Origin of the sequence: Archangium gephyra, from assembly GCF_049060025.1 — a bacterium.
GTDB classification, from domain to species: domain Bacteria; phylum Myxococcota; class Myxococcia; order Myxococcales; family Myxococcaceae; genus Archangium; species Archangium gephyra_A.
In genome coordinates this window covers 7,742,423-7,764,173 of sequence record NZ_JBMEQQ010000002.1, presented here as the reverse complement: position 1 = coordinate 7,764,173, position 21,751 = coordinate 7,742,423, and the positions used below count along the sequence as shown (strand labels likewise).

The 21,751-nt window shown below is 69.9% G+C and carries 15 protein-coding genes; 8 read left to right on the top strand and 7 right to left on the bottom strand.

Annotated elements, in window-relative coordinates; genetic code table 11:
• Positions 1 to 112: 112 nt before the first annotated feature.
• The 4 genes from ACN28I_RS34005 to ACN28I_RS33990 form a co-directional block, all read right to left on the bottom strand.
• Positions 113 to 4,207 carry a hypothetical protein gene (locus tag ACN28I_RS34005; RefSeq protein ID WP_420946067.1) on the bottom strand — a complete coding sequence of 1,365 codons (4,095 nt, stop codon included), beginning with the start codon at positions 4,205 to 4,207 and terminating at the stop codon, positions 113 to 115.
• A 245-nt stretch (positions 4,208 to 4,452) separates the two neighbouring features.
• Complete coding sequence (locus ACN28I_RS34000; RefSeq protein WP_420946066.1) at positions 4,453 to 6,213, bottom strand: membrane dipeptidase; 1,761 nt, start codon at positions 6,211 to 6,213, stop codon at positions 4,453 to 4,455.
• A 372-nt stretch (positions 6,214 to 6,585) separates the two neighbouring features.
• Positions 6,586 to 7,296, bottom strand: coding sequence for a hypothetical protein (locus ACN28I_RS33995; RefSeq protein ID WP_420946065.1), 711 nt, complete (start codon positions 7,294 to 7,296; stop codon positions 6,586 to 6,588).
• A gap of 85 nt (positions 7,297 to 7,381) precedes the next feature.
• Positions 7,382 to 7,618, bottom strand: coding sequence for a hypothetical protein (locus ACN28I_RS33990; RefSeq protein WP_420946064.1), 237 nt, complete (start codon positions 7,616 to 7,618; stop codon positions 7,382 to 7,384).
• A gap of 259 nt (positions 7,619 to 7,877) precedes the next feature.
• Between ACN28I_RS33990 and ACN28I_RS33985 the strand changes: the two genes are divergently transcribed.
• Positions 7,878 to 8,045: a hypothetical protein gene (locus tag ACN28I_RS33985; RefSeq protein ID WP_420946063.1), complete on the top strand. Its 168-nt coding sequence runs from the start codon at positions 7,878 to 7,880 to the stop codon at positions 8,043 to 8,045.
• Here the strand turns inward: ACN28I_RS33985 and ACN28I_RS33980 are convergent.
• Positions 8,042 to 9,463 (bottom strand): RIO1 family regulatory kinase/ATPase, encoded by a 1,422-nt coding sequence (locus ACN28I_RS33980; protein WP_420946062.1) that lies wholly within the window; start codon positions 9,461 to 9,463, stop codon positions 8,042 to 8,044. The two genes, ACN28I_RS33985 and ACN28I_RS33980, sit on opposite strands and share 4 nt — an antisense overlap.
• Positions 9,464 to 9,512: 49 nt before the next feature.
• Positions 9,513 to 11,087 carry a phytoene desaturase family protein gene (locus ACN28I_RS33975; RefSeq protein ID WP_420946061.1) on the bottom strand — a complete coding sequence of 525 codons (1,575 nt, stop codon included), beginning with the start codon at positions 11,085 to 11,087 and terminating at the stop codon, positions 9,513 to 9,515.
• 120 nt (positions 11,088 to 11,207) lie between these two features.
• Between ACN28I_RS33975 and ACN28I_RS33970 the strand changes: the two genes are divergently transcribed.
• The 3 genes from ACN28I_RS33970 to ACN28I_RS33960 all read left to right on the top strand — a co-directional run bounded on the left by ACN28I_RS33970 (position 11,208) and on the right by ACN28I_RS33960 (position 14,703).
• Positions 11,208 to 13,016: a PAS domain-containing sensor histidine kinase gene (locus tag ACN28I_RS33970; RefSeq protein ID WP_420946060.1), complete on the top strand. Its 1,809-nt coding sequence runs from the start codon at positions 11,208 to 11,210 to the stop codon at positions 13,014 to 13,016.
• A 184-nt stretch (positions 13,017 to 13,200) separates the two neighbouring features.
• Positions 13,201 to 13,803 carry a hypothetical protein gene (locus tag ACN28I_RS33965; protein WP_420946059.1) on the top strand — a complete coding sequence of 201 codons (603 nt, stop codon included), beginning with the start codon at positions 13,201 to 13,203 and terminating at the stop codon, positions 13,801 to 13,803.
• Between the two features lie 36 nt (positions 13,804 to 13,839).
• The gene (locus ACN28I_RS33960; protein ID WP_420946058.1) at positions 13,840 to 14,703 is read left to right on the top strand and encodes a hypothetical protein; all 864 of its coding nucleotides are present in this window, start codon (positions 13,840 to 13,842) and stop codon (positions 14,701 to 14,703) included.
• Here the strand turns inward: ACN28I_RS33960 and ACN28I_RS33955 are convergent.
• Positions 14,657 to 17,314 carry a GAF domain-containing protein gene (locus ACN28I_RS33955; RefSeq protein WP_420946057.1) on the bottom strand — a complete coding sequence of 886 codons (2,658 nt, stop codon included), beginning with the start codon at positions 17,312 to 17,314 and terminating at the stop codon, positions 14,657 to 14,659. The two genes, ACN28I_RS33960 and ACN28I_RS33955, sit on opposite strands and share 47 nt — an antisense overlap.
• Positions 17,315 to 17,566: 252 nt before the next feature.
• Here ACN28I_RS33955 and ACN28I_RS33950 point away from each other — a divergent pair, with 252 nt between their 5' ends.
• Genes ACN28I_RS33950 through ACN28I_RS33935 form a run of 4 tightly spaced genes read left to right on the top strand, consistent with a single transcriptional unit; the run spans position 17,567 to position 21,751 of the window.
• Positions 17,567 to 18,043, top strand: coding sequence for a chemotaxis protein CheW (locus ACN28I_RS33950; protein WP_420946056.1), 477 nt, complete (start codon positions 17,567 to 17,569; stop codon positions 18,041 to 18,043).
• Positions 18,040 to 19,503 (top strand): CheR family methyltransferase, encoded by a 1,464-nt coding sequence (locus ACN28I_RS33945; protein ID WP_420946055.1) that lies wholly within the window; start codon positions 18,040 to 18,042, stop codon positions 19,501 to 19,503. Before ACN28I_RS33950 ends, ACN28I_RS33945 begins: the two co-directional genes overlap by 4 nt.
• Positions 19,500 to 20,105 carry a chemotaxis protein CheW gene (locus ACN28I_RS33940; protein ID WP_420946054.1) on the top strand — a complete coding sequence of 202 codons (606 nt, stop codon included), beginning with the start codon at positions 19,500 to 19,502 and terminating at the stop codon, positions 20,103 to 20,105. The genes ACN28I_RS33945 and ACN28I_RS33940 overlap by 4 nt, the downstream gene beginning before the upstream one ends.
• Positions 20,102 to 21,751 (top strand): methyl-accepting chemotaxis protein, encoded by a 1,650-nt coding sequence (locus ACN28I_RS33935; RefSeq protein ID WP_420946053.1) that lies wholly within the window; start codon positions 20,102 to 20,104, stop codon positions 21,749 to 21,751. Before ACN28I_RS33940 ends, ACN28I_RS33935 begins: the two co-directional genes overlap by 4 nt.

The following is a 21,751-nucleotide window of genomic DNA, read 5'->3' as shown; positions in this document are numbered from 1 at the left end:
GGAGAGGGGAGTGACGCGGGTTCAACCCGGGGACCGTGGCACCCTCACCCCGTCCCTCTCCCGGAGGGAGAGGGGTTGTTGGGCGAGGGTTTGATTGAAGAAGCGGGGAGGCTCAGGCTCCGACGAGGCTCTGCTGGAACTGGCTCAGGTCGCCGATCAGGTCCGACGCTCCCTTGATGACCTTCGCCGTGCCCAGCACGATCTGCAGCGGGCCCGTGATGCTGTTCAGACCCGGAATCGCTCCGGCCACGTCCAGGCCGAGCTGACCGGCCGCCAGGGCGATGTCCAGCCCGTCCTTCGGGTCCTTCTGCAGCTCGTCCCACAGGTCCTTCGCGCTGCCGATCGCGCTGCCCGCGCTGATGACGTTGCCCAGGAACGGCACCGACTTGAGGCCCGCCTTCGCCGCGAACTTCGCCGACTCCTTGGCGATCTTCTCCTTGAGCTCGTCCGGCAGCGCGTCCACGAACCGCCCGAACAGCCGGGTCATGTTCTCGATGCCCTGCTCGCCGAACGGCAGCTCCTGGCCCGCCACCTCGAAGTGGTCGCCCTGCGTCAGCAGCGCCCCACCCGCCTCGGCGATCTCCTTCAGCGCCCCGCCGATGTCACCGGTGGACAGCTTCTCCGCGGCCTCGAACAGGTTCGTCACCGCGCCCGAGTCCACCATTGCCTCGTTCAGCTCGCGGTCCGCGAACAGCTCGCCGAGGCTGCCCGGGATGTGCGACAGCGAGTTGAGGAACGCCTTGGCCGCGTCGGGAGCCGTCTCGGCGATCTTCTTGCCCGTGGTGGCCAGGCCCCTCACGAAGCCGCTGATGTCCCCGTTCTTGAGCGCGTCGAACGCGGTCCCCAGCGCACCGCCCACCTCGTCGTTGCCCAGCAGGCTCGCCGCCGCGACGATGGTGTCCTTGGCCCAGTCCGGCGCGCCCAGCTTCTCGGCCAGCTTGCCCGCCATGCGCCCGCGCAGCTCCGGCGGCACCTGCTCCAGCGCCTCACCCAGCGACTTCAGCGCCTCGCCCGGCTTGCCCTCGGCGATCTGCTTGCCCGCCTCCATCACGTCGAACACCGCGCCGCCCAGCGCCGCGATGTCCTCGCCCGTCTCGATGCCGAAGGGCTTGAGCTTGTCCATCAACTGCGTGTTCTTCGCGAGCGCGTTGCCCGCCGCGGCCGCCAGGTCCGGGTTGGTGAGCAGGTCCTTGGTGCCCTGCACCAGGTCCCCGTTCATCATCTTCTCGAACGCCGCGTGCACGTCCGGGTTCGCCACGAGCTGGTGGACGAAGTCCTTGTCCGTCAGCATCGACTTCACCACCCCACCGAAGCCGTCGTCCGGGAGCTTCCCGGCCGTGGTGGTGATGGCCTTCTCGATGATGGCCGGCGGCATCTTGCCCGCCGCGGACTGCAGGCTCGAGAGCGCCTGCTGGAAGTCGCCCTGGCCCAGCGCCTGGCCCGCCTTGAGCAGGTCCGGCAGCGCACGGCCCGCCTGGATGAGCTCGGACGGCGTAATCCCCAGGTCGGTGATGTTCTTGCGCAGGCCCTCGGGCAGCTTGTTGATCAGCTTCTCGCCGATCTTGTTGAGCAGCTCCGGAGCGGCCTCGGCCGCCTCGCCCAGCGCGGTGATGCCCTCGTCGATCTTCCCCTCGGAGAAGGCCTTCACCGAGTCGAACAGGTGCGGCGCCGCCTTGCCGGCCTGCAGCAGATCCTGCTGCGTCAGGCCCGCCTTGGTCAGCATCTCCTGGACCTTGGGGTCGTTGCTGAGCGCCGTGAGCGCCGTGTCGCGCGCCGCGTCGTTGCCCAGCAGCCCGCGCAGGCCCTCCAGGCGCGTCGACTCGTTGAAGAGCTTGCCCACCTGGCTGTGCAGGTCGCGGTTGGTGACGAGCTCCTTGAGGAACTTCTCGTCCGTCAGCAGCGTCTTCACCGGGCCCATCTCGGCCGGGAGCTGCTGCGCCAGGCCCTTCATGGCCTGCGTGGTGAGGTCCGGGGCGGCGATGGCCGCTTCCTTCAGCGCGTTGAAGGCCTTGCCCCACTCCTGCTTGGAGGCCGCGTCCGCCGCCTCGAACAGGTGCGGCAGCGCCGGGCCCGCCGTGCGGATCTGCTCCGGCGTGATGCCCAGCTTGGCGAACTGGTCCTTCACCGTCTGCGGCAGCGCGCTGACCAGCTTGTTGCCAATCTTCGCGGCCAGACCGGGCGCGGCTTCCACGGCCTTCTGGAGATCCTCCAGACCGGCCTTCACGTCGCCCTTCTGGATCTTGTCGAAGGCGTCGAAGAGCTTCGGCGCGGCGGCGCCGGCCTCCACGAGGTCCTTCGGCTCCAGGCCGATCTTCGCCAGGTGCTCCTTGACCTTCGGGTCGTTGCCCAGCGCGGTGAGCGCCGTGTCACGAACCTTGTCGTTGTTGAGCAGCCCGCGCAGGCCCTCCATCCGGGTGGACTCGTCGAAGAGCTTGCCCACCTGGCTGTGCAGGTCGCGGTTGGAGACGACCTCCTTGAGGAACTTCTCGTCCGTCAGCAGCGTCTTCACCGCGCCGAGCTGGGGCGGAAGCTGCTTCGCCAGGCCCTTCATGGCCTGAGTGGTGAGGTCCGGGGCCGCGATGGCCGCTTCCTTCAGCGCGTTGAACGCCTTGCCCCACTCCTGCTTGGAGGCCGCATCCGCCGCCTCGTACAGGTGCGGGAGCGCCGGGCCCGCCGTGCGGATCTGCTCCGGCGTGATGCCCAGCTTCGCGAACTGATCCTTCACGTTCTGCGGAAGGATCTTCAGCAGCTTGTCGCCAATCTTGGCGGCCAGACCGGGCGCGGCCTCCACGGCCTTCTGGATGTCCTCCAGACCGGCCTTCACATCACCCTTCTGGATCTTCTCGGCGGCGTCCAGGAGCTTCGGCGCGGCGGCGCCGGCCTCGACGAGGTCCTTCGGCTCCAGGCCGATCTTGGAGAGCTGCTCCTTGATCTTCGGGTCGTTGCCCAGCGCGGTGAGCGCCGAGTCACGCACCTTGTCGTTGTTGAGCAGCCCGCGCAGGCCCTCCATGCGGGTGGACTCGTCGAAGAGCTTGCCCACCTGGCCGTGCAGGTCGCGGTTGGTGACGACTTCCTCGAGGAACTTGTCGTCCGTCAGCAGCGTCTTCACCGCGCCGAGCTCGGCCGGGAGCTGCTTCGCCAGGCCCTTCATCGCCTGGGTGGTGAGGTCCGGGGCGGCGATGGCCGCTTCCTTCAGCGCGTTGAACGCCTTGCCCCAGTCCTGCTTGGAGGCCGCGTCCGCCGCCTCATAGAGGTGCGGCAGCGCCGGGCCCGCCGTGCGGATCTGCTCCGGCGTGATGCCCAGCTTCGCGAACTGGTCCTTCACGCCCTGCGGCAGGAGCTTCTCGAGCTTCTCGCCAATCTTGGCGGCCAGCCCCGGCGCGGCTTCCACCGCCGCCTGGATGTCCTCCAGACCGGCCTTCACCTCGCCCGCCTTGATCTTCTCGGCGGCGTCCCAGAGCTTCGGCGCGGCGGCACCGGCATCGACGAGGTCCTGCGGCTCCAGGCCGACCTTCGCCAGCTCCGCCTTGATCTGCGGATCGTTGCCCAGCGCGCCCAGCACCGCGTCACGCGCGGGGGCATTGTTGAGCAGCTCGCGCACGGCGCCCGTGTCACCCGGGTTCTGGATGAGCTTGCCGATGGAGGCCTGAAGCTCGTTGTTGGTGACCAGCTCCTTGGCCACCTTCTCGTCCGTCAGCAGCGTCTTGGCCGGGCCCTCGGGCAGGTTCTGCGCCAGGCCGCGGATGGCCTTCTGCGCCACCTCGGGTGAGGCCAGCGCCGCGTTGCGCAGGTGCTCCAGCGCCTGCTCCGGGTGGCCACCACCCACCGACTGCGCCGCCTTCTCCAGGTGCGGACGCGCCGCCTCTCCCGCCTTCTTGAGGTCCTCCGGCGTCAGGCCAATCTTGGCCAGCGCGCCCTGGTCCGTCGCGCCGGGCTTCTGGGCCGTCGTGGGCGCCGTGGTGGAGCCCAGCTTCTGCGCCTGCTGGCCCCGCTGCGTCGAGGTGGGCGCCTTGCCACTGTCGAACCCGTCCCGCGTCTGCTGCGGACGCGCCGTGTTCGTGTTGCGCGCCGCCCGCGTCGTCTGGTTGCCCTGGCCCGTCTGCGTCGTCGTGTTCGGCTTCGCCTTGGTCTCGACCGGCTTCGGCTCGGGCGGCTTCGGCTTCGGCTTCGGGATGTAGGTGGAGCCGTCCGTCTTCTTGATCGACATGGAGCAACCTCGCGAAGGAACAACGCGCCCCTGGAGTGGGATCAGGGCGGGAGATGTACGTGGGCCTGCTTATTAACGATTATCGACCTTGTAGGTTTCCAGTTGCGTAAGTCGCATTTTCTCGATCAGAAAGAGCACCCGGGCGCACCCTCCGAGCCTGACGCGGGGCGTCAAACCCCGGGCCCCTCCTTTATAGGGAGGGAGGGACGTTCCAGCCCCTCCCCTCCCCCGGGAGTCCTTCCCCGCTACTGGATGCTGTAGGCCACCGTGCCGCTGCAGCTCCCGCTGGAGTAGCAGCCGGCGCGGATCTGATACGTGCCGCTCTGGCTCGCCGTGAAGCTCATGTAGGTGAGCAGCCCACAGCTATCGTCGGCGGCGGCCACCTGGGTGCCCCCGGGGCCGAACAGCCGCAGGTAGGTGTCACCCGAGCCGGAGGAGCCTCCCACGGTGCAGGTGCCGAGCTGAAGGGTCTGCCCGGCGTTGAGCAGCACGTTGTGGGTGGGCGTGTTCTGCTGCGCGCTGTTGGTGTTGGTGGCGCTGTAGCTGAACGAGCCGCTCGACGGGCAGAGGAAGCGCACCCGGTAGTCCTGGCAGTAGCCATCGGACTGGTTCGCGTTGTTGCAGATGCCACCCACGGTCGGGGCGCAGGTGTAGACCTCGCCCGTCTGGTTCCAGTTCACACCGGAGGTGTTCTGGCACTCGATGCCGACGGGGCTGGAGCACACCTGGCCGGCGCTGACGAAGTCGCTCAGCCCCTCCCAGTCACCCGAGCCGCTCGGGCCATCGCGGTTGAGCCAGCCGGTCCAGTTGCCCGTCTGCACCGTGGCCATGCTCGCGCTGCGCTCCCACATCTGCAGGAAGTTCTCCGCGGAGCGGTTCAGGTGGTCCAGGTAATGGGAGGGCGTTCCCACCGCCTGGAGGTCCGACATGAGCTGCGGCAGCAGGCCCACGTGGGCCAGGCCCTTCTTGTGCAAATCGTTGGGCCCGCCGGCGTTGTTGATCTGCGTGAAGTCCGAGGGGCAGCCGAAGAAGCTGTAGCGGGGCTTGAGCTGCGGCGTGAAGCCGTTCAGGTCCGCGCCGAACCCGACCTTCAAGCCGTTGTCGACGGCGTACATGAGCGACTGGGCGAAGGACCTCGCGGAGCCCTGGCAGCTATTGCTGACGGCGGAGCCATACGGGACCGTGGACTCCGGGCCCGTGCGCAGGCCCACCATGCCGCCCGTGCTGGTGATCATCTGGATCTCCTCCGACTTGATGTACTTCTCGTGCCGGTCCACGGAGGAGTCGATCGTGTTCCACATGTGCGCGTGCGAGTAGAGCAGCGGGTAGTTCCCGCGCTGCTGCGCGATTTGGTAGGCATTGACGAACGACTTGCGCGACAGGTGGGCCACGTCCACCAGCATTCCGCGGTCCATCATCGCGCGGAGGAGGGCGTTGCCCTCGGCGGAGAGGCCCCGCTCGTTGAGGTAGCCGTTGCCATCGCACTTGCCGGAGCTGCCCGAGCTGTTGCGGCAGACGATGTCGTTGATGCGCGTGAGCTCGCTGAAGGTGATGGTTTCGATCTTGTTGGCGGCACCGATCAACTCCGGAATCGGAGCCGCGCCGCCGAAGCGGTTGTCCGCATGGTGCACCACCTGCACCGAGCGCACGCCCATGCCCCTCAGCTCATCCAACTGCGGGAGGAAGTCCCCCGAGGGGAAGAGCTGGGTGACCTCGACGGACAGCACGAGCGCGAGCTTGCCCTGCTGGATGAGGGCCCGCGCCTGGGCCGGCGTGGTGGCGATGCCCACCCAGGAGCTGTTGCGGGAGACGAAGCCATGCGCCGCGTTGATCTGCCGCTTGATGGAGGCCATCTCGTCGCAGTCGTAGCGGCGCGTCGAGGAGGCCGTGTTGGTGCAGAGGAAGTTCGACTCCGCGACGGACACGACCATGATGCGCAGCCCGTTCTGATAGGACTGCTGCAGCCAGCCCTGCCACATCTGCTGGTGGGCGATGGCGTTCCACATCGGCCAGTGCTCGAAGTGCGTCTGCGGGCAGGTGCCGGGAATCTTGATGCCCAGGAAGTACTGGCACTGCCGCCGGTCGTACCCGCGCTTCTTCCCCTCGTGCCAGCCGGTATCCGCGCCGAGGAGGCTCCGACACCACCGGGAAGCGCGTCGCCGCGTGGGACTTGTTCGGGAAGTTGCCGTCGCAGCGCTGCACCGCCACGTCCATGGGCCCCTCGAGCCTCCCCGCGAACCAGCCGCCGCCGAAGCTGTGCTCGGCCATCAGGTGCGAGTGCAGGTCCACGTAGCCGTAGACGGCCTGCGCGCCGGCCGGGGTGCTACCGCCCACGATGGCGAGGAGCGCGAACAGGAAAAGAGGCTGACGGGCGCTCATCACTTCTTCTCCTTGGACGCGGGGGCGGGGGCGGGGGCGGGCTCCGCGGGCTTGGACGACATCACGCAGATCGAGCAGGGCTCGGCGTTGTCGTAGACGAGCGGCTGCACCTGGAGCGTCGTGAGGTTCAGCTTCCGCGTCATCCGGCCCTGCAGGTCTCCCAGGTAGAGGGAGTTGTTGTCCGGCGAGAGCGCCAGGCCGTGCACGTCGTTGGACGAGGGGAGCGTGTACAGCACGTCACGCCGCTCGGTGCCGGTGTCACGGTTCTCGGTGACCTTGATGATCTGCCCGTTCACCACCCCGTAGGCCACGTTGCTGACCGCGCCCTTGACGGAGACGGCGAAGAACTCCTCGAACGAGCTGTTGAGGGTGATGGTGCCGCTGGCGCCGCTGGCGGGAGCCATCTGCACCAGCTCGTCCTGCGAGCTCGTCCAGAGGATGTGCGCCGTCTCCGGATCATAGGAGGTGCCGTAGGGGGTGCTGGCATCCGCGGCCACGGTCTCGACGTTCGAGCCGTCGAGGTTGCTGCGCCGGATGGCATTGCCGGCGTAGTCCGCCCAGTAGCGTTTGGCGACCTTGGGCGAGCCCTTCACACCGGGCGAGGGTTTGACGATGACCGCGCGCGGATCCTGCTGGGCCAGCGCCGGCGAGCCGAGCAGCAGGCCACCGAGACTCCACAGTGAGACGTGCAGACGCAACCGCGACTTCATGGGGACCTCCAGGGAAGGGTTCTCCAGAATAGCAGAGATGACCTGTCTTCCCTGGATGGCCCTCCTGGCGGCGTGACGCGGAACGTCAGTGCTTCTTGTCGTAGGCGATGCCCTTGTTCACCTCTTCCAGGGCCTTCTCGGTGAGCTCGACGGCCTTGGCGCGGTGGCCGCCCTTGTCGTGGGAGGCCGTCTTGAGGGCGGCCAGGGCGTAGCGCAGGTGGACGAGCGCCTCCTCCATCTTGGGCTGCTTCTCGGCGAAGGCGCGCTGGGAGAAACCACCGAGGACGAAGGCCACGGTGACGGCGAGGACGGTGCGACGCATGGGGGGCTCCTACGTGGACAGGGGTTGGACGGCGCAGCCATCATCACATGCGCCCCCGTCAACCTTTCCACAGGCCCTCTGTAGGAACTTCAGGCTTGCGCCCAGGTCGTCACACCTGGGCACAGGTGGGCGTAAATCTCCCAACGGAAGACGGGGGGCTTGGCGCGTCCAACGGCCGACAAACCCTGTAAATGCGACAGGAAAGGCTCGGCAAAGCCTTTGCAGTGAGCCCCTCGCGAAGCTCATCAGGGGGTGCGGCATGCGGGGAGTCATCACGGGACGCGAGGTGCTCGAGAATCTCGGACTCATCTACCGGGAGTTCGGAGCCGCCTGTCTGTTCCGCTGCCTCTGGGTGCTCGTCTGCGGGCGCAGCACCACCTTCCTCGAGGTGGCCTGCCAGCCCGAGCCGCAGGACCGGTACCGCTAGGAGTCGTCTTCCGGCTTCGACGGCGAAGCGGAAGGGCCCGGGTTCTTCTGGACGTAGGAGACCGCCGGACCGCCGCCACCGCCTCGAGGCTGACGTGGGCCCCGATCGGGCCGCTCGTTCCTCCGCTCCGGAGGACGCCCCCGCGGGCCCTGCGGCCCCGGCTGCTGCTCCGAGGGCCTCGCGCCCTGCTCTCCCCACTGACGCTGGCCTTCACCGTTGCCCCGAGGGAAACGCTCCCCCCGTGCACGGTCTCCCTGCTGGAAACGCTCGCCCTGGGGGCGGTCGTTGCGCGGCGGCCGGTCTCCCTGCGGACGGTCGCTCCGAGGCGGCCGGTCTCCCTGCGGACGGTCGCTCCGAGGCGGCCGGTCTCCCTGCGGACGCATCTCCCGAGGGCCCTGAGGGAAGCGCTCCCCCTGAGGGCGGTCGCTCCGAGGCGGCCGGTCTCCCTGCGGACGGTCGTTGCGCGGCGGCCGGTCTCCCTGCGGACGGTCGTTCCGGGGAGGACGGTCTCCCTGGGGACGCATCTCCCGGGGGCCCTGCGGGAAGCGCTCGCCCTGGGGACGGTCGTTGCGCGGCGGCCGGTCTCCCTGCGGACGGTCTCCGCGCGGGGGGCGGTCGCCAAAGCGGTTGTCCCCGGTGCGAGGCCCACCGGAGAAGCGGCGTGGCCCCTCGGCCTGGAAGCGCCCCGAGGGCACGAAGTCCGGCGTCAGCTCGCGCCGGGTGTAGGCCCGCCAGATTTCGCTCGCGTCCCCCGCCCGCGCCCGCAGGCTGGGGTCCGCCAGCTCGAAGTAGCGGCGCAGGTTCTCCACGTCGCGCTTGAAGTAGGCCTCGGCCTGGCTGTTGGCCGCCGCGTCCACCACCTGCGGGAAGTCGATGATGGTGGCCCCGCGGTTGCCCAGCAGGATGTTGAAGGCCGACAGGTCCCCGTGGATGAGGTCGCAGCACAGCATCCGGATGGCCTGGTTGCGCAGGTCGGCGTACAGCGCCGAGGCCTCCTCGGCCGTCAGCGACGCCTCTTCCAGCCGCGGCGCCGGGTGGCCCTCGAGGTCCAGCACCAGCTCCATCAGCAGCACGCCCTCGTAGAACATCACCGGCTTGGGCACGCACACCCCGGCCCCATGCAGCTTGCCCAGGGCGTCCGCCTCCGCCGTCTTCCAGGCGTCCTCGGCGGCCTGCACTCCGAAGCGGCTCCCCTTGGCGATGGCGCGCGCCGTGCGGCTGTTGCGCACCTGCCGGCCCTCGCGGTAGCCCGAGTTGTTGCGGAAGTTGCGGTGCTCGCGCTCCTTGTAAATCTTGGCGGCAACCACCTCTCCGTGGTGGCGGACCAGATACACGTCCGCCTCCTTGCCACTCTTGAGGCGGCCCACCACCTCGTCAATGACACCATCGGCCAACAGGACTTGGAGCGCTTCGTTCATCGTTCGCGTGTCGAAAGGCTCCGAGTCCTACCACGTATTCCGGATGACCTCAGCCCACACGTGCAGGGGGCTCGGTCGAAAGCCCGTCGACCGGCGGCACATGCGGCCAGCCGGCCAGGGGCCCCTTCCCCGCCTCCCGGGAGAGGTAGTCGGCCGCGATGTTGGCGCTCTCCATGATGGTGAGCAGCCCGCTGCCGGGGTGCGTCCCGCCCCCCACCCAGTAGAGGCCCTCGACGCTGGGGCTCTTCACGTGGGGCCGCAGGGGGCCCAACTGTGTCCAGGTGTGGGATAGGTTGAAGACGGCGCCCCGGAAGACGTTGAAGTCGTCCCGCCACGTCTCGGCGGTGAAGTAGCGCTCGGCGCGGAGGTGCTGGCGCACCCCCTTGAGGCCCACCTTCTCCAGCATGGCCGGAATCCGCTCGCGCAGGGTGCGCTCCGTGGCCGCCCAGTCCACCTCCCGCGAGGTGTTGGGCGTGGGCACCAGCACGTAGAGCGTGGAGTGGCCCGCGGGGGCCCCGCTCTTGTCCGTCACGGTGGGGTTGCAGACGTAGAAGGGCGGGTCGTCCACGTCCACCCGCTGGTCCTCCAGGGCCTCCCTGTCCGTGCGCCGCGCGCTGTTGGACAGATAGATGAGGTGGTGGGGCAGCTCGTCGTAGACGCGGTCCAGCCCGTAGTAGGCCATGAAGGTGCTGCACGAGTACTTCGCCTTCTCCAGGGCGGCGTCCGTCAGCCGGGTGCCGGCGCGCGCCTCGGAGGGGACGAGCTTCCGGGCCGCGTAGGGCAGGTCCGCGTTCACCACCACCGCGTCCGCCTCCAGCCGCTCGCCATTGGCCAGCCGCACCCCCGCCGCCCGGCCGTACTCCACCAGCACCTGCTCCACCGGCGAGCCCATGCGGAAGGTGGCGCCCAGGTCCTCGGCGCACTTCATCATCCCCCGCGACAGGGAGCGGAAGCCGCCCTCCACGTGCCACACCCCGAAGGCCAGCTCCAGGTAGGGGATGACGCTGAACACCGAGGAGCACGTGGTGGGGTGCAGCCCCAGGTACTTGGAGGGGTAGGAGAGCGCGTAGGTGATGCGGTCGTCGTGGAAGAAGCCGTCCAGGTGCTTGTAGAGCGTCTGCCAGGGCTTGAAGCGCAGCGTGGAGAGCAGCCGCCAGGGGGCGTAGTAGCCCAGGCTGTCGGCGTGGGTGGCCATGAACTTCTCGTAGGCCAGCGGGTACTTCGCGTGGCTCTCCTCCAGCCAGCGGCGCAGGGCGGGCCCCTTGTCGGCGCCGAACTTGGACACCTCGCGCTCCATGCGCGCCACGTCCCGCGTGGTGTCCAGGTAGGTGCCGTCCCAGAAGTGCACCCGGGTGTTGGTGTCCAGCGGCACCAGCTTCACGTAGTCGGAGATGCGCTTGCCCGCGCGCTCGAAGATGCTCTCCAGCACCCCGGGGAGCTGCAGGATGGAGGGCCCGGTGTCCACGGCGTACTCTCCCTGCTCGCCCAGGGTGAGGCCCTTCATGCGCCCGCCGGGCACCGCGTCCTTCTCCACCACCGTGACCTTCAGGCCCAACCCCGCGAGGTTGATGGCCGCTGACAAGCCCCCGGGTCCCGCTCCCACGACGATGACGTGACGTACCATGGCGCCCCTACGATGCCTGGAAGCGTTCCGCGTTGCAGCTCTCCGGGCGAGCAGGCGCCCCCAGGCGCTCCTCGGACCCCCCACGGCACGATTCCCGCCGCCCGGACGTTCTTCCGGCCGATGCGAAAGGCCGTCGCCGGTTTCCTCTTCGTCGCCTTGCTGGCCGTCCTGTTGGGCGCCAGCTCGCTCGCCGTCCTGAACTCGGCCCTGCGCTACCAGGACCAGCTCCTCACCGGTTACATGGAGGACGTGGTCCTCACCCAGGAGCTGGTGACGGCCCACACCCACTTCATGCACCGCACGAGTGACTTCCTCCTGGAGGAGGACGCGCACCACGGGGACGGGCTGAGGGAGGCACGCGAGCACTTCGCCAGCGTCATCGGGCAGCTCACCCGCCAGGCCCCCCGGACGCCCGAGGAACGCCTGCTGGTGGAGCACTTCCTGGAGACCCGGGCCCGGGCCCGTCCCGTGATGGACCGCGTCCTCGCCACGCGGCTGGAGGAGGGCCCCGCGTCCGGCCCCCGGCTGCTGGCGGAGCTGCAACCCATCCGCATGGAGATGGAGAAGACGCTGAACGCGCTGGCCGACCACGAGCGCGAGCGCTACTGGAAGACGCGCCACCAGACGCGGGCGGACTCGGGCCGGGCGCTGGGGATGCTCGCGCTGGGGTTCCTCGGGACGGTGGTGGTGGCCGTGGCCCTGGGCGTCTTCCTGGTGCGCGCCCTGCGCCAGCGCGTGCGGGCCGAGTCGGAACGGGCCGCCATGCTGGAGCGCGAGCACGCCGCCCACCGCGCGGTGGAGGAGCGGCAGGCGCTGTTGGACCTCGTCATCGAGCAGAGCGGCGATGCCGTGGTGGTGACGGACGCGAAGGGTGTCATCCAGCTCTTCAACGCCGAGGCCGAGCGCCAGCACGGCGTCACCCGCCAGCAGGTGTCCGCGCCCGAGTGGGCCGCCACCTTCGGCCTGCTCAACCTGGAGGAGCGGCCCCTGCCGCTGGAGGAGACGCCCCTGTACCGCGCCCTCCAGGGCACGCCGGTGAGCAACGGCCGCTGGCTGGTGCGGCGCCCGGACGGCTCGGTGCGCACGCTGTGCGGCACGGCCTCGCCCCTGCGCCGCCCGGATGGCTCGCCCGTGGGCGCCGTGCTCACCGCCCGCGACGAGACGGAGCGCCTGGCCCTGGAACACCAGCGCGACGAGTCGCTGGAGCGGCTGCGCAGCACCGCGGAGTTCCGCGAGCGCTTCCTCGGCATTGTCGGGCATGACCTGCGCAACCCGCTCAACGCCATCACGCTGTCCGCCCGCGTGCTGCTGGTGTCCGAGGCCCTGCCCGAGCGCGAGCTGAAGGCGGTGCGGCGCATCGCCTCGAGCGCGGACCGCATGGCGCGGATGATCTCGGAGCTGCTGGACTTCACCCGCAGCCGGCTGGGCGGCGGCATGCCCGTGGACCCGTGTCTGGCGGACCTCTCCGTCATCTGCCGCGAGGCGCTGGAGGAGTTGGAGACGTCCCACCCCGGCGCGCGCGTGTCGCTGCGGGTGCTCGGGCAGGGGCTGGGCGAGTGGGACGCGGGACGGCTCTCGCAGGTCGTCTCCAACCTGGTGGGCAATGCCTTGCAGTACAGCCCCGAGGGCGCGCCCATCCGCGTCACGGTGGACGGACAGACCGACCACGAGGTGGTGCTCTCGGTGCACAACGAAGGCGCGCCCATCCCCGAGGAGGTGCTGCCGAAACTCTTCGAGCCCTTCCGCCGCGGCACCCGCGAGCACGCCCACCACGGCGGCGGGCTGGGCCTCGGGCTCTACATCGTGCAGCAGATCATCCTCGCCCACGGCGGAACGCTGGGCGCCGAGTCGCTCCCGGGCGAGGGCACCACCTTCACCGCGAGACTGCCGCGCGAGAACCCGGGTATGCCCGCTCCGCTCGCGAATTGACGCAATGGGGACATGGTGCCACGCGGTGGGAGGGGGTAGGGTCCCTCCCATGTCCGCGGCGAAGCACCTCACCACGTGTCTCCTGGGTTCACTCGTCCTCGGGCTGGGGTGCGCCCCTCCCAGGCCCGTCGAAGGTGTCTGGCGCCCGGGCCCTGGGGAAGCTCCGGACCACATCCCGGGCCCCATGAAGAACTTCGGGCCGTTCGACTCCTACGCGGACGCGCTGAAGGCCGCCTGCCCGCTCATCCTCTCCAAGCCCAACGCCACCGTGGGCCACCTCCAGGACTCGAACCCTGAGCTGGCCACACGCGTCGCCACCGAGTACTGCGCCTGGCTCTATTACACGCCGGAGCACACGTACGAGATGAGCATGCTGACGGATCTGTCGAAGCCAGACGATCTCGTGACCCACAGGAAGAGCTGTATCCTTCCTACGTTCGTGAGCGACTCACGCTACGAACGAGGGGAGCTCAAATACATCTTCGCTCTTCACAATCATCCGTTCGGGTCGGTGCTATCCCCGCTGGATCTTCATTTCATTGAAGAGAAAGCAAGCACCCACGACTGGGAGATAAAGCTCCAGAAGGGCAAGGTCCGGCTCGCCACCATCGCCTTCTTCTCGAAATCGAAAAACCCCACGCTCCCCACCTGCGACGGCTTTTATCAGTACGTTCCAGCCACTCGTGAGATCATGACGTGGACCCAGACACAGGGCCAATGGGACAGAACGGAGTATGGGGTCGTCAGGTGGTTGGATGACGGGACATACCGGATCGACAAGCGTTGAGCAGGCTCCCGCCGGAATCCACACCGAAGGTATTTCATGATGCCAAGAAAGCTGCTCTTCGTCATTGCCCTCGCGCTCTCGAGCTGCGTGCGGAAACCGGAACAATTCTGGACACCGGCGGGGCACGACCGGTCGATCATCTTTCCCGTGTCGGCCGGAAGTGGGCTCGTCAGGGTGGAGGCGCAGAAGGCGGCCTATGACCTGGATGGTGAAGTGCTGCGGGCCCTGATGATCGCCGGCAATGACTACATCCCTCCTGGTATCCCCAACCCTCCTTGTTGGGCCCGGCTCGAGTCACTCGAGTATCGGTTCACCCGGCGGGACGACATCATCTTCGTCTACGTCACCGAGGATTTCGAGCGTTGCGGCCGCGAGCTCGAACCAATGCATTACGGCGCGAAATACGCGATCAGCAAGGACGGGCGCATCCTCCGTCGCGTCATTGACGGCGTGGATGAGGATGATCACCTCTGGAGCCTGAAGACTCCCGACGGCGGAACGGTGATCGTCGTCACGGAGTCGCGAGACAGCCCCACCCTGGAGGAGCTGGACAGGCCCGACAGTGGAGTCCTGAAGATCATCACCGAACCAGTGACCATGCCCGGCGTGATTGTCATCGAGCCGGTTCCGGGTTTTGTACCAATCCCAGAGAGTCCCGACTTCCCGCTCGGCAACACGATGTCTCCCTTTGATGACGCGGGGACGTGGCAGTGGCGGGCCGGCAAGCGCGTTCCAGTGACCCAGCAGTCCCCATCCTCGCCTTCCCCCGAACTGGATGGAGGCACTCCCGACGCGGGCCTGGACGGGGGCTCGTTCGATGGGGGAACACCCGGAGACGCCGGGCCCGGGCCCCTCAGCGCCCCCCCGTTCCCACCGGATGCCGGGGCAGCCGCACCGTGAACGTGGTGCCCTCCTCCTGCGTGGAGCTCACGGACACGCTGCCCCCATGCGCCTGGACGATCTGCGCCACGATGTAGAGGCCCAGCCCCAGCCCCGAGGTCGACGTCGGTGACTGCGCCTCTCCCGTGAACCGCCGGAAGGGCTCGAAGATGGACCCGAGCCGCTCGGGTGGAATCGGCGGCCCCTCGTTGTGCACCTCCAGGCGGACGAAGCCGTCCTCCCCGTGCAGCGAGAAGCGCACCCGCGACTCCTCCGGGCTGTAGTCGAGCGCGTTCTTCCCCAGGTTGATGAGCAACTGCGACAGCCGGTCCGCGTCCCACTCGCCCCGCAGGTCCCCCTCCACCTCCAGCTCCACCTCCCGCCCGGGCCGGCCCGCCTCCAGCTCCTCCGCCACCTCCTGGCACAGCGCCGTCAGCTCCACCTCTCGCGGACTGAGGGGAATGCCTCCTCCCAGCCTCCCCCGCGCGAAGTCCAGCAGGTCGGAAATCATCCGCTTCATCCGCTCGGCGCTGGCGATGATGCGGCGCGCCCCCTTCACGTGCCGCTCCCCCAAATCCTCCGAGCGCAGCAGCGCGGTGGTCGACAGGAGGATGGCGTTGAGCGGGTTGCGCAGGTCATGCGAGACGATGCTCATGAAGCGCTCGCGGAACTCCGCCGTCCGGCGCAGGTGCTCCTCCGCGCGCTTCTGCTCCGAGATGTCCATCACCACCACGCCCAGCCCGGAGATGGAGCCGTCCACGTCCCGCACCGGGTAGTAGCTGGCCAGCCAGTGGCGCCTCACCCCGGGCCGGGCGGGCGTCTCCCCCGCTACCTCCACGTCCATCACCGGCTGGCCCGTCTCCATCACCTGGTGCAGCGCGGGCTCCACCTGGGAGGCGACGTCCGGCAACACCTCGCGCACACACTTCCCCAGGTGCTCCTGGCGCGAGAGCCCGTTCATCCGCGCCAGGTGCTCGTTGAGCCGCACGTAGCGCAGCTCCGTGTCCCAGAAGCCCAGGCCCACCGGCACCGTCTCCATGATGCCATCCAACCGGGAGAGGGCCTCCTGCGCCGCGGTGCGCGCCCGCCGCTCGGCATCGTAGAGGCGCCCGCGCTCCAGCGCCTGGGCACACTGGCCGGCCATCACGCTCATCCACGCCCGCTCGTCCGCGGGAAACGGGTGGCGCCGGCGGAAGGACAGCCCGATGGCGCCGATGACCCGGCCCTCCACCGTCAGCGGCAGGCACACGAAGGCCCCGTACTCCTCCACCTCGGGGTGGCCCCTGAAGTGCGGGTAGTCGGCCAGCACGGCCTCCAGCGACTCGTAGAAGACGGGCTCGCCCGTGCGCACCACGTCGCGGTACATGACGGGGGCGTTGGCCGGGAAGTGCTTCCAATCCCGCGTCTCCGCGACCGCGTAGCCCGCGGCTTCCAGCATGTCGAACCACTGGCCATCCTCCGACAGCAGGCCGAGCGAGCCCCCCGCCGCCCCCAGCGCCCGCACCGCCTTCTCCACCACCACGTGGGCCACCTGCGAGGTGGAGACCGCCTGCGACAGCGCCGCCGTCACCTCCTGGAGACGGGTGGTGCGCGACTCCTGCTCCCGCAGCCGCTCCAGCATGCGCTCGGCCTGCTCCCGCGCCTGACGCTCGCGGGCCGCCAGTTGCGCCTGGAGGATGAGCGCCGTGGCCCGGCTCACCATCGCCCCGAAGAGGAGCTTGTCCTCGTTGGAGAAGTCGAAGGCCGTGCGGCTGCCCATCAGCGCCACCCCCAGGGCCTCCTCCCCCTGTATCAAGGGAATCCCATAGAGGGCCCGCGTCCCCTGGCGCCGGAATACCCCCGACTTCACCTGCGGAGACGTGGCCGCCGAGCGCAGCGCCATCGGCCGCCGCCCGGCGGCGATGCGTCCAGCGAAACCCTCCCCCACCCGGACGAAGAAGCCGGAGGCCACCAGCTCCTCCAGCCCCACCGAGGCCCGCGCCCGGAACACGTCCCCCTCGCGCAGCAGCAGCGTGACGGAGTCCACCGACGTGGTGGCCTCCAGCATCACGCGCAGCAGCTTCGGTAGGAAGGTGTCCAGGTCCTCCGTCCCGCCCGCCGATTGGGAGATGCGCTCGAGGACCTGGAAGGTGCGCTCGCGCGCCCGGGCCTGGCGGGCCACGGCCATCGCCATCAGCTCGTCGAAGGCCCGGTTGAAGCGCTCCAGCTCCCACAGCACCGCGGCCAGCTCGTGCGCCTGGCGGTGCTCCAGCTGCCCGGTGTACAGCCGTAGGATGCTGGCGCGCAGCGCCGAATACTCGCCGGACACCTCCTCCAGGTCGTAGTCCAGGTCCAGCCTGTCCAACACGCCGATCTCCGGCGTCTCCGCCCACGCGCCCGGCGCCCCCTGGAGGAGCGCCTCCATCATCCCCGCCATGCGATCGAGCAGCACCGGCAGGTGGGTGCCGAGCCGGGGATAGGGCAGGCCCCGCGTACAGGGCAACTGACGCACCGCCCGCTCCCAGTCCTCCAGGATGGGAGCGCGGTGGCTCCGGATGAAGTCGTGGAGGTGGAAGGACCCGGAGGATTCCAGCGGTGTTGGATGCTCCGCCATGCCCTGAAGATGGAGCCGCCTCCATTCGTGAGGCGCCATCCCGCCCTCCGGGGCGGGAAGCTCCCTCCCAGGGCGGCCAGCATTCCCGGCCGTGCCTCTCCTCCGCGCCGTGCGAGCACCCGGCCGCGCATGTCACATTCCGCCGTGACCTCCCACGGCGGGCCGCGTCACAGCGCAGAGATGGGGCCGGACCCCCGGGACGTCCACCAGACGTCAAGTCTCCCCGCTGCCCCCCACGCGGGCGGCCATGGCGAGCGCTTCCGTCCTACACTGAGCACCATTGGGAGACGCATGGTGACGCCGCCGCTTCGCGAGGTCCTCCTCTTCCTGTTGGAAGGGCACCGCTACGCCCTGCCCATGGAGGATGTGCGCGAGCTGGTACGCGCCGTGCGCCTCACCCCGCTGCCCCGCGCCCCCGCCGTGGTGGAAGGGCTGCTCAACCTGCGAGGGGAGCTGCTCCCCGTGCTGGACATGCGCCGCCGCTTCCGCCTGCCCGCCCGCCCGCTCTCCTCCTCGGACCACCTCGTGGTGGCCCGGGCCGGCCACCGCTCCGTGGCCCTGCGGGTGGACCGGGCCGAGGGCCTGCTCTGCCTGGAGGAGGGCCAGCTCGATGCCTCGCCCAGGGAGCTGCCGGGCGTGGGGTACGTGGCGGGTGCGCTGAAGCTGACAGATGGGCTCGTCCTCCTGCACGACCTGCGCACCTTCCTCTCGGAGGCCGAGTCCCTCGAATTGGAGGAGGCGCTCGCCCAGGAGGGAGCCCCCCGGTGAGCAGTGACAGTTCCCAGCCCTGGCGCCACCCCGGCTACGTCGCCGTCGTCGATCTCGTCGCCGCGCGCGCCGGACTGCTGCCCCCCAGCTGTCCCGCGGCCGCCATGGAGGGCATCGACCGGGCCATGGCCCGCGCCGGCCTGTCCGACTTCCCCACCTACCTGGCCCGGCTCGAGGCGGACGCCGCCATGCTGGACGACCTGCTGGTGGAGCTCACCATCGGGGAGACGTACTTCTTCCGCAACCCGGAGCATTTCCACTTCGTGCGCCACGAGGTGCTGCCCGACGTGCGGCGCCGCGTGGGCCCGGCGCATACGGTGCGCGCGTGGAGCGCCGGCTGCGCCTCGGGTGAGGAGCCCTACTCGCTGGCGGTGCTCCTCATGGAGGAGGGCTACGGGGGGCGGATGGAGGTGCGGGCCACGGACGTGTCGCGCGCGGCGCTCGCCCGGGCCCAGGTGGCCAGCTACGGCGAGTGGTCCCTGCGCGGCCCCGAGGCCACCCACATGCGGCCCTTCCTGCACCCGGAGGGCAGGCGCTACACGCTCGATGCCCGGGTGCGCGACCGCGTCCACTTCGGCTACCTCAACCTCGCCGACGACACCTGGCCCTCCCACGCCCACGGCATCTGGGGCATGGACATCATCTTCTGCCGCAACGTCCTCATCTACTTCAACCGCGCCACCATCGAGGCCGTGGCCCGGCGGCTGTATGCCTCGCTCGCCGACGGCGGCTTCCTCATCGCCGGCCCGTCGGACCCGTCCCTCGGCGCCTACGCGCCCTTCGAGACGGTCCTCACCGACTGGGGCATCGTCTACCACCGGCCCGCGCCGGGCGAGGTCTCCCGGGCCCACGCCGTCCCCGCCGCCCCCCCGCCCGCGCCGCCTCCGCCCGTCCCGCCGCGGGTGCCGCCTCCCGCGCCTCCTCCGCCCGCCGCAGCGGCGCCGCTGCCCACCCCTCCCCTGGAGTTGGATGGAGCGAGGCGGGCCTTCGCGGCCGGGGACTGGCGCGAGGCGGCACGGCTGGCCGGAGCCCACCCGGAGGACGCGGAAGCCGAGGCGGTGGCCATCCGCGCCCTGGCCAACGTGGAGCCCCTGGCGGCCGTGCACGCCTGTGCCGAGGCCATCGCGCGCCACCCGCTCGCCGTGGAGCTGCGCTACCTGGAGGCGCTGTTGCTGCTGGGACTCGGCCGCCTTCCGGAGTCCGAGCGCGCCGCGCGCCAGGCGCTCTACCTCGAGCCCTCCCTGGCCGTCGTCCACCTCATGCTGGGCCACATCCTCCGGCGCCGGGGCGACAGCGCGGGGGCCCGGCGCGCCTTCCGCACCGCCGAGTCGCTGTGCGCCAGGCTCCCGCCGGACGCGCCGGTGCTCCTGGCCGATGGCGAGCGCGCCGGACACCTGGCGGAGGTGGCCCGCGCGGAGCGCACCCGGATGGACTCGGCCCTCGAGGAGACACGTGAATGAGTGGTCTGGATTGGGACGCGGCCTACAGGCGGTTGAAACGGCTCGCCTCCGCCACCGAGGCCACCGCCACGGCCGACCCCGCCCGGGAAGCGGCGCTGCTGGACGAGCGCGCGCGGGCCCTGGCCCGGCCCCTGGAGCGCCACACCCAGGCCGGCCCCCTGCTGGAGCTGGTGCACTTCCGCTCCGGCGAGCAGGACTACGCGCTGGAGACACGCTTCGTGCTGGAGGTGCTGCGCTCCCCGGAGCAGCTCGTCCCCCTGCCCGGCGCGCCGGAGCTGCTGCGCGGCCTCACCCTGCTGCACGGTGAGGTGCTCGCGGTGGTGGAGCTCGCGCCCCTCTTCGGCCGGACGGCTCCCGCCACCCATGGGCCCGTGCTCGTGGTGGGCCAGGGCCGGCCGGAGCTGGGCCTGCGCGCCGACGTGGTGGAGGAGGTGCGGCTGCTCGCCCGCGACACGCTGCTGCCTCCCCCGCCCGCGCTCGGCGCACAGGAGCGGACACTCATGTCCGGCATCAGCCGCGACGGCATCATCGTTCTGGAGGGAGAGGCCCTGCTGGGGGATGGTCGCCTCTTCTTCGATTTCTCCGAGGAAAGGACCGCATGAGCATCGGGAAGAAGATCGCCCTCGGCTTCGGCCTGTCCCTGCTGGTGCTGATCGCCGTGGCGCTGGTGGCCTTCCAGGGCGCCCAGCAGCTCGTGCAGACCACCGAGGGGCTGATGGAGAGCCGGGACCAGGCCCGCAGCATCCGCGAGGTCCGCATGATGCTGCTGGACGCCGAGACGGGCCAGCGCGGCTACCTCCTCACCGGCGAGGAGCGCTACCTGGAGCCCTACCACCGGGCCACCGGGGCGCTGGACACGCAGCTCGACAAGCTGCGCAAGGACCTCACCGACGAGCCCGACCAGCTCGCCCGGCTGAGCCAGCTCGAGCCCCTCATCCGCGACAAGCTCGCCGAGCTGGCGGAGACCATCCGCGTGCGCCAGCAGAAAGGCGCCAATGCCGCCCTGGAGATCGTCCAGACGGACCGGGGCAAGGTGCTCATGGAGAAGCTCCGCCCGGGGCTCAACGACATGGTGGGCGCCGAGGATGCGCGCTGGACGGCGTTCGAGAAGGAAGCGCGGGACAGCGCCCAGCGCAGCATGGTGGTGCTGGGGCTGGGCACGCTGCTGGGCCTGCTCGTCGTCAGCCTGGGCAGCTACCTCGTCACCCGCTCCATCACCGGCCCGCTGGACAAGCTGGTGGCGGGCAGCGAGCAGATTGGCCGGGGCAACTTCGCCCACCGCATCGACGTGCACAACGAGGACGAGACGGGGAAGCTCGCCCGCGCCTTCAACACCATGTCCGAGCGCCGCCAGCAGGCCGAGGCGCAGTTGGCGAAGCAGGCCGAGGAGCGGGAGCACACGCTGCGGACGGTGGCCGAGTTCGTCAACCAACTGACGGCCGCCACCGCTCAAATCCTCGCCAGCACCACCGAGCAGGTGGCCGGTGCCCAGGAGCAGGGCAGCGCGGTGGCGGAGACGGTGAGCACCGTGGAGGAGATCGCCCAGATGTCCGAGGAGGCCGCGGGCCGGGCGCGCGCGGTGAGCGAGTCGGCGCGCCACTCGGAGGAGGTGGGCCGCAACGGCCGGCGCGCGGTGGAGGAGGCCGTGGGCGCCATGAGCAGCGTGCGCGAGCAGGTGGAGTCCATCGCCTCGCGGATTCTCGCCCTGGCCGAGCAGGCGCAGGCCATCGGCGACATCATCACCACCGTCAACGACATCTCCGAGCAGACGCACATGCTGGCGCTCAACGCCTCCATCGAGGCCAGCCGCGCCGGAGAGCACGGCCGGGGCTTCGCCGTGGTGGCCGCCGAGGTGAAGGCGCTGGCGGACCAGTCCAAGAAGGCCACCTCCCAGGTGCGGCAGATTCTCGGTCAAATCCAGAAGGCCACCCAGGGCGCGGTGATGACGACGGAGGAGGGCACCAAGAGCGTGGCCACGGCCACCCGGGTGGTGACGCAGGCGGGCACCCACATCCAGACGCTCAGCGAGCTGCTCGGGCAGGCCTCGCTCACCGCGGCGCAGATTTCGGCCTCCGCCAGCCAGCAGGCCACGGGCACCGGGCAGATACGCCAGGCCATGCGGGACGTGAGCCAGGCCACCCAGCAGACGCTCACCAGCATCCGGCAGACGGAGCGCGCGGTGCAGGACCTCAACACCATGGGCCAGAAGCTCAAGGGCCTGTTGAGCGGGTACGGGCGCGCCGCATGA

Coding starts and splice junctions, on each gene's coding strand:
- ACN28I_RS34005 (WP_420946067.1), bottom strand. CDS start 4,207: ATGTCGATCAAGAAGACGGACGGCTCCACCTACATCCCGAAGCCGAAG.
- ACN28I_RS34000 (WP_420946066.1), bottom strand. CDS start 6,213: ATGTGGAACGCCATCGCCCACCAGCAGATGTGGCAGGGCTGGCTGCAG.
- ACN28I_RS33995 (WP_420946065.1), bottom strand. CDS start 7,296: ATGAAGTCGCGGTTGCGTCTGCACGTCTCACTGTGGAGTCTCGGTGGC.
- ACN28I_RS33990 (WP_420946064.1), bottom strand. CDS start 7,618: ATGCGTCGCACCGTCCTCGCCGTCACCGTGGCCTTCGTCCTCGGTGGT.
- ACN28I_RS33985 (WP_420946063.1), top strand. CDS start 7,878: ATGCGGGGAGTCATCACGGGACGCGAGGTGCTCGAGAATCTCGGACTC.
- ACN28I_RS33980 (WP_420946062.1), bottom strand. CDS start 9,463: ATGAACGAAGCGCTCCAAGTCCTGTTGGCCGATGGTGTCATTGACGAG.
- ACN28I_RS33975 (WP_420946061.1), bottom strand. CDS start 11,087: ATGGTACGTCACGTCATCGTCGTGGGAGCGGGACCCGGGGGCTTGTCA.
- ACN28I_RS33970 (WP_420946060.1), top strand. CDS start 11,208: ATGCGAAAGGCCGTCGCCGGTTTCCTCTTCGTCGCCTTGCTGGCCGTC.
- ACN28I_RS33965 (WP_420946059.1), top strand. CDS start 13,201: ATGAAGAACTTCGGGCCGTTCGACTCCTACGCGGACGCGCTGAAGGCC.
- ACN28I_RS33960 (WP_420946058.1), top strand. CDS start 13,840: ATGATGCCAAGAAAGCTGCTCTTCGTCATTGCCCTCGCGCTCTCGAGC.
- ACN28I_RS33955 (WP_420946057.1), bottom strand. CDS start 17,314: ATGGCGCCTCACGAATGGAGGCGGCTCCATCTTCAGGGCATGGCGGAG.
- ACN28I_RS33950 (WP_420946056.1), top strand. CDS start 17,567: ATGGTGACGCCGCCGCTTCGCGAGGTCCTCCTCTTCCTGTTGGAAGGG.
- ACN28I_RS33940 (WP_420946054.1), top strand. CDS start 19,500: ATGAGTGGTCTGGATTGGGACGCGGCCTACAGGCGGTTGAAACGGCTC.
- ACN28I_RS33935 (WP_420946053.1), top strand. CDS start 20,102: ATGAGCATCGGGAAGAAGATCGCCCTCGGCTTCGGCCTGTCCCTGCTG.